The sequence below is a fragment of the Mesorhizobium sp. M8A.F.Ca.ET.021.01.1.1 genome (genome assembly GCF_003998025.1).
GTDB lineage: Bacteria > Pseudomonadota > Alphaproteobacteria > Rhizobiales > Rhizobiaceae > Mesorhizobium.
Window position 1 is genome coordinate 1 of record NZ_RZSJ01000338.1, and the last position, 6580, is coordinate 6580.

The following is a 6580-nucleotide window of genomic DNA, read 5'->3' on the forward strand; positions in this document are numbered from 1 at the left end:
GCATTGCACCGCACCGAGAGCCGCGGCATGCACCGCCGCACCGATCTGCCGGGCAAGAGCCCAGCCTTGGCGCATCGGCTGATCATCACCGGTGTCGACGCGTTCCGCATCGAAGGGACGCCTGAGCGGCCGGCGGAGTTGGCATCATGATCGAGATCGTCTCGGCCACGCGCTGCGTGGAATGCGACATATGCGTCAAGGTATGCCCGACCAATGTCTTCGACGCGACCGAGCATGGCGCCCCCGTCATCGCACGCCAGGACGACTGCCAGACCTGCTTCCTCTGCGAAATCTATTGCCCGACCGACGCGCTTTACGTGGCCGAGTTCGCCGAAGGGCCGACCGGCATCACTGAGGTGGAGGTCGAGGAACGTGTTCTGTTCGGCAGCTATGCCCGCGCGCTCGGCTGGGCGCGCGGCAAGGCCGGCGGCTCCCAGTTCGACCCGACGCACCGCATCCGCGTGGCGCAATAGGAGGCGAGGGACCATGGACCGCATCGTCGTCAACGACATCAGCAAGACCTTCCAGCTCAAGCCGGGGCAGTTCGTCACTGTCGACGGCGAGGCAAGCGACCGCGTCACCGTCCTCGACGGGGTCGATCTTGCCATCCGCAAGGGTGAGTTCATCACGCTGGTCGGTCCGAGTGGTTCGGGCAAGTCGGTGCTGCTCGACATCATCGGCGGGCTGACGCAGGCGACGGGTGGCGAGGTCCAGCTCGACGGCATGCGGATTACAAAGCCTGATCCGAAGACCGGCTATGTCTTCCAGCAATATGCGCTGTTTCCCTGGCGCACGGCACTGGCAAACATCGAATATGCGCTGGAAGTGCGCGGCGTCGCCAAGGCCGAGCGGACGGCGACGGCCCGGCATTTGTTGTCGCTGTTCGGCCTTGCCGGCTTCGAGGACCGTTTTCCCAATCAGCTGTCCGGCGGCATGCAGCAGCGCGTGGCGATCGCGCGCGCCTTGGCCAGCAATCCGGAAGTGCTGTTGATGGACGAGCCCTTCGCCGCGCTCGACCAGCAGACGCGTGAGCTGCTGCAGGGCGAGCTGTTGCGCATCTGGGGCAAGATCAAGACCACTGTCATCTTCGTCACCCACTCGATCGACGAGGCGATCTTCCTGGCCGACCGCGTGGTGGTGATGACGGCGCGGCCCGGCGCGGTGAAGGAGATCATCGATATCGACCTGCCAAGGCCACGCGACGGCGATATCCGCGCCAGCACCGAATTCAACCTGTATCGCGCCCGCGTCTGGGACGTGCTGCGCGACGAGGTCAACAAGGCGCAGAAGGACTGGACGCTGTCGCCGGCCTTCAGCCATTGAGGAGCTAGACCCATGGCCTATCTGACCGAAAAGCTCGGCCCCGCCATCGGCTTTCGCAGCGCTGCCGGCGAGGCTGCGGTTTCCGTGAAAGCCCAGGCGATCAAGACGCGCGGTGTCGCCGCAGGTGCCAAGGTTCGCGGGAAGGGAGCGCACGCCGGCACCTTCCTCTATGGCTTGCCGCTGCTCGGCCTGTTCTTTCTCGCCTGGGAGATCGCGCCGCGGCTCGGCTGGCTGAACCGCATCTTCTTCCCGCCATTGAGCGAGGTGCTGATCGCCTGGTGGGCGTTGCTCGCCTCGGGCGTGCTGGTCGAACATATCGGCATCAGCTTGCAGCGCGCCGCGATCGGCTTTGCGCTCGGTGTGGTGGTGGCCATACCGCTCGGCCTCTTGATGGGCCGCTATGCGCTGTTCGAGAAGGTCAGCGATCTTCTGGTGCAGACGCTGCGCAACACCTCGCAATTCGCGCTGCTGCCGGTGTTCATCCTGTTGCTCGGCATTGGCGAGGAATCGAAGGTGGCGATCACCTTCTACTCCTCGGTGTTCTTTCTCCTCGTCAACACTATCAGCGGGGTCAAGTCGGTCGATCCGCTGCTTATCAAGGCGGCACGCTCGATGGGTACGTCCGACTTCGACCTGTTTCGAAAAGTCATCCTGCCGGCGAGCATTCCCTCGATCGTCGCCGGCGCGCGGCTGGCGGTCAAATCCTCGCTGTTCGCGGTCATCGGCGCCGAGATGCTGGCGGCCAAATCCGGCCTCGGTTTCCTCATCCAGAACTCGCAGCTGATGATGGAAACGGCCGACATGTATGCCGGCATCCTGACGCTCACCGTCATCGGGCTGACCGTCAACTACCTGCTCGTCTGGTTCGAGCGCTGGGCCACGGCCTGGAAGGGGCAGTCCGAGTCTTCGCTCATTTAAGCCATCCATTCATACCAATCAGGAAGGATTTTTCCATGACCAGCATCGCATTCGATGGATTTCGCCGGCTGCTCCTCAAGGGCGCCATTGCCGTCGTCATAGGCCTTGGCGGCATGCCGGCCTTCGCGCAGGACAAGCCCGATGTCATCCGCATCGGCAGCACCGCGCCCGGGCATCTCAAATTCATCCTCGCCCAGAAGGATGGCTGGTGGGAAAAGGAATTCGCCAAGGACGGCATCAAGGTCGAACTGGTGACCTTTAATGGCGGCTCGGAGGCAACGACGGCGCTGGCGACCGGAGCGATCGAGTTCACCTACACCGGCAACAACCCGGCGCTGCGTGTCGCCGCCTCCGGCGCCGACGTCAAGCTGATCGGCCTGTCGAGCTATGTCAGGACAGGCGGCTCCTACATCGTCGTCAAGACCGATTCTCCGCTGAAGACATTGCAGGACCTCAAGGGCAAGAAGGTCGCCTATCTTACCGGCACGGTGCGGCATTCAAATTTCAGCAAGGCGTTGAACAGCGTCGGCCTGACGACGAATGATGTCGAGGGTCTGAACCTGCCTTTCGAGGCATCCGGCCCGGCACTGCTGCGCGGCGACATCGACGCCATCGTCGAGACGGATTCGACGGCGGCCAAGCTGGTCGATACCAGCGAGGCCCGCATCCTCTTCGACACCGGCACCCATCCGGAATGGAACGTGCCCAATGTCATCTCGGTCAACGGCGCCTTCGCGGCGAAATATCCCGATCTGATCAAGCGCCTGCTGAAGGTCGATATCGAGATTTCGCGCTGGGCCGACGCTCATCCCGATGAGACGATCAAGACCTTCGTGGAGGCGACCAAGTCGTCGGAAAAATCGGTGCGCAAGACTTATGCCGATGGGGCGTTTCACCAGGACCCGAAACTCACCGACGATGCGATCGAGGCCCTGAAGGGCGAGGAAAAATTCATGGCCAGCGCCGGGCTTTTGAAAGGCTCGATCGATTACGGCAAATGGATCGACAAGAGCTTTGTCGACGCCGCCGCGGCGGAAGTCGCCGCTGTCCAGTAAGCCGGAGTGATCGGGGCAGCGCGCGTTCGCGGCGCTGTCCCGTTCGTCCGAGGATATCAAATCTCCGGGATGTTCTCCTTGAAGATCACCTGCAGCCTCGGCTGGTGCAATTCATAGGGCAGCCCCCGGACGGCATGGGTCAGGATGTTGAGCGCCTCGCGGGCCTCGACGCGCGGGTTCTGGTCGATGACCGCGTCGAGCGTGCCGTCGAGCAGCAATTCCTTGGTGCCGTCCGTCGCCTCATGGCCGAGGAAAACCATGGATCGCGCGCGGCCGCGCTCCTTGAGCGCGCGCGCGATGCCGGTGTTGCCGGCGCCGACATTGTAGATCGCGGCAAGGTCCGGGTGCCGCTCCAGAAGGGCTGACGCCTCCGAATAGGCCTTTTCGCGGTCGTCGAGCATTTCGCGCATCTCGACGATCTGCAGGTTGGGTGACTCTTCCGTCAATATGTGCCGGAATCCCATCTCGCGTTCCTCATGGCCGCGATAGGACAGCGAGCCGGCGAACAGTGCCACCTTGCCGGGGCGTCCAGACCCCATGAAACGGTTGAGCAGATAGCCGGCCAGCCGCCCGGCAGCGCGGTTGTCGATGCCGATATAGGCGACTCTCGGCACATGCAGGATGTCGGAGGCGATGGTCACCACCTTGACGTCGTTGGCCGACAGCGAGCGGATCGCCTCGCGCACCGTCGGATGGTCGAGCGCGATGACGCCGACGCCTTGCGTCTGGCCGCGCAGATCCTGCAGCAGGCGGGCGAGCCGGTCGGGATTGAAGCCCTCTATGGTGGCGATGTGGACGTCGAGATCGGGGCGCGCCGAGGCCTGCGCCTCGATGTGGCGGTGCAGCATCTTGATGAACGAATTCGTGCCCGCCGGCAGGGCGAAGTCGAGCCGGATGATCTCGCCGGGCAGGGGCCTGGGCGGCGCGCCGTTCGGGCTCTCGGCGATGTAGCCGAGGCGCTGCGCCATTTCGAGCACGATCTCGCGTGTACGCGCCCGCACGCCGGGGCGGTTGTTGAGCACACGGTCGACGGTGGCGGCGGAGACGCCGGCTTCCCGGGCTATGTCAGTCAGGGTGGAACGCACCGTCTTTCATCTCCTCAATGCATCAGGATCACGCAATGCGGGCTGCCGGCCCGATGCTGCCAACGCCTCGCTATCCGCGATTCTGATGGGAAATGATGTATCCGGCCTTGGCCGATGCGCAAGCCGCCAGGCTAAATCAAGTCGCCCGGGGCGATCGTGCCGGGAAGGGAAAACACATTTCCCATCAAATCGAGGCATCTGGAGAGGTGTATGAACTCCGGTATGACGCATTCCCCCGCCTCGTTGCGATGTTGTGAGGTATTTTGATCATTTATGATGTTGACAGCCTTCCGATACTGCCGTCAATATCCCTCATGGGCTCGTGGAGGAAACGTTGGCCCTGAGGGAGGAATTCCAATGTCTGATCTGATCCGCATCTCGCGGCGCCGATTGTTGGCGTCCGGAGGAAAGGCCGCGGTGTTCGTCGCCGCGACCGGTATCGCACCGCAATTCATTCGTCCCGGCCGCGCTTTTGCAGCCGATGCACTGGCGCCCGGCATGATCGGCGGGCCGACCGGCTTCGACGGCGCCGAGCGTTATCAATACGGCCCCGACACGCCCGAGGGCCGTGCCGTCGAGGCCGCCAAGGCGCTGAAGGGCGCCGGCAAGGCACCGGCCAAGATCGTGCTTGGCCTCTCGGACGGCTCAATCGGCCAGCTCACCCAGCCTTTCCCGGCCGGCGCGCCATCGATCAAGGAGCTCTGGGAAAAGGAGACCGGCATCCCGATCGAGATCGTCGGTCTGCCGAATGGCCAGGAATTCACCAAGACCATGCAGGACATCTCCACCAAGGGTGGAGCCTATGACATCTATTCGACCGAGTGGAACCGCCTTGGTGATCTCGCCGAGACCGGCGGCATCGCCAAGCTCGACGACTTCGTCGCCCAGTACAAGCCCGAATGGGACGATCCCAAGACCGGCTATGTCGACGGCGCCAAGGGCGTGTCGCTGCTCAACAAATATCGCGGCTCGAACTACGGCGTGTCGCTGGACGGCGACTTCCAGACCTGGGTCTACCGCACCGACCTGTTCGGCGACAAAGCCGAGAAGAAGGCCTTCAAGGACAAATACGGCTACGATCTGGTGCCGCCGAAAACCTGGAAGCAGCACGGCGATATCGCGGCCTTCTTCCAGCGCCCGGACAAGGGTCTGTTCGGCTCCACCGACCTGCGCAACCAGGGCTGGGGCTACACCAACTGGTACCAGCGCTATGTGTCGATGGCCTCGCCCAACCAGTTCCTGTTCGGCGATGACGGCAAGCCGCTGATCAATTCCGAACACGGCATCGCGGCCACCAACGAATATGTCGAATCGCTCGCCCATCATTCGCCGGATGCGATCTCGTGGGGCTGGCCGGAGCAGTACGGCAGTTTCGCCAAGGGCGGCGCGGCGATGACCTGCGCCTTCTCCAACCTGCCGAAATTCCTCGACAATGCCGGCAACAAGGACTCCAAGGTCACCGGCAAGATCGGCACGATGCTGCCACCCGGCCGCGAGATCGACGGCAAGCTGATCAGCCGCTCGGTGCTCTGGTTCTCGCTGACCGGCATGGTCTCGTCGCAGTCGAAGAACCAGGAGGTCGCCTATCTCCTGCTGCAATGGCTGGGCTCGGCGCGCATCTATGCCTGGATGAGCGCCAACCCCGGCGGCTATCTCGATCCGTTCCGGCTTTCGGATTTCTCCGATCCGCTGGTGCGCCAGACCTATCATGCCTACCACATGGACGTGGTGCGCGAGACGGTCGCCCGAACGGTGCCGACCATCAACTATCCCGGCGCCACCGCCTTCCACAACGCGCTGGACGAAAACCTCATGGCCTCGCTGACCAAGGCCAAGACACCGGAGCAGGCGATGGCCGACACCGAAACCGAGTGGAAGAAGATCGCCCGGCGCATCGGCGAGGACAAATTGCTCGAAGCCATCAGGACCAACAAGGAGGCCTGGCCGACCGTTCTCGATCCGATCAGCTGATCCGTCTCCCTGGATCAGATCCGGAGGGGGAGGGGCGAAAGCTCTTCCCCCTCCTCAACCGACGCCACCAGCAAAAGCAGCCAGATGAAGCGTTCCGTCCCCTTCGAGATATTCCGCTACGCCGCGATCCTCGCGGCGATGGCCGTCACGCTGATGCCGATCCTGTGGATGGTGTCGATGGCCCTCAAGCCGATCGCCGAATGGTCGGCGACGGGCGCGGATCTCACA

The 6580-nt window shown here is 63.3% G+C and carries 6 protein-coding genes; 5 read left to right on the forward strand and 1 reads right to left on the reverse strand.

Annotated features, from left to right (window positions below; all coding sequences use genetic code 11):
- Positions 1-146 precede the first annotated feature (146 nt).
- Genes EOA36_RS22955 through EOA36_RS22970 form a run of 4 tightly spaced genes read left to right on the forward strand, consistent with a single transcriptional unit; the run spans position 147 to position 3296 of the window.
- The gene (locus EOA36_RS22955; protein ID WP_127279545.1) at positions 147-473 is read left to right on the forward strand and encodes a ferredoxin family protein; all 327 of its coding nucleotides are present in this window, start codon (positions 147-149) and stop codon (positions 471-473) included.
- Between the two features lie 13 nt (positions 474-486).
- The gene (locus tag EOA36_RS22960; protein ID WP_127279546.1) at positions 487-1323 is read left to right on the forward strand and encodes an ABC transporter ATP-binding protein; all 837 of its coding nucleotides are present in this window, start codon (positions 487-489) and stop codon (positions 1321-1323) included.
- Positions 1324-1335: 12 nt separating this feature from the next.
- Positions 1336-2241, forward strand: a complete 906-nt coding sequence (locus EOA36_RS22965) for an ABC transporter permease (protein ID WP_127279547.1) — start codon at positions 1336-1338, stop codon at positions 2239-2241.
- A 35-nt stretch (positions 2242-2276) separates the two neighbouring features.
- Positions 2277-3296 (forward strand): aliphatic sulfonate ABC transporter substrate-binding protein, encoded by a 1020-nt coding sequence (locus EOA36_RS22970; protein WP_127279548.1) that lies wholly within the window; start codon positions 2277-2279, stop codon positions 3294-3296.
- A 56-nt stretch (positions 3297-3352) separates the two neighbouring features.
- Here the strand turns inward: EOA36_RS22970 and EOA36_RS22975 are convergent, their stop codons facing one another.
- Positions 3353-4381: a LacI family DNA-binding transcriptional regulator gene (locus EOA36_RS22975; protein ID WP_127279549.1), complete on the reverse strand. Its 1029-nt coding sequence runs from the start codon at positions 4379-4381 to the stop codon at positions 3353-3355.
- A gap of 357 nt (positions 4382-4738) precedes the next feature.
- Here EOA36_RS22975 and EOA36_RS22980 point away from each other — a divergent pair, with 357 nt between their 5' ends.
- Positions 4739-6352, forward strand: a complete 1614-nt coding sequence (locus EOA36_RS22980; protein WP_127279550.1) for an extracellular solute-binding protein — start codon at positions 4739-4741, stop codon at positions 6350-6352.
- Positions 6353-6580: the final 228 nt, after the last annotated feature.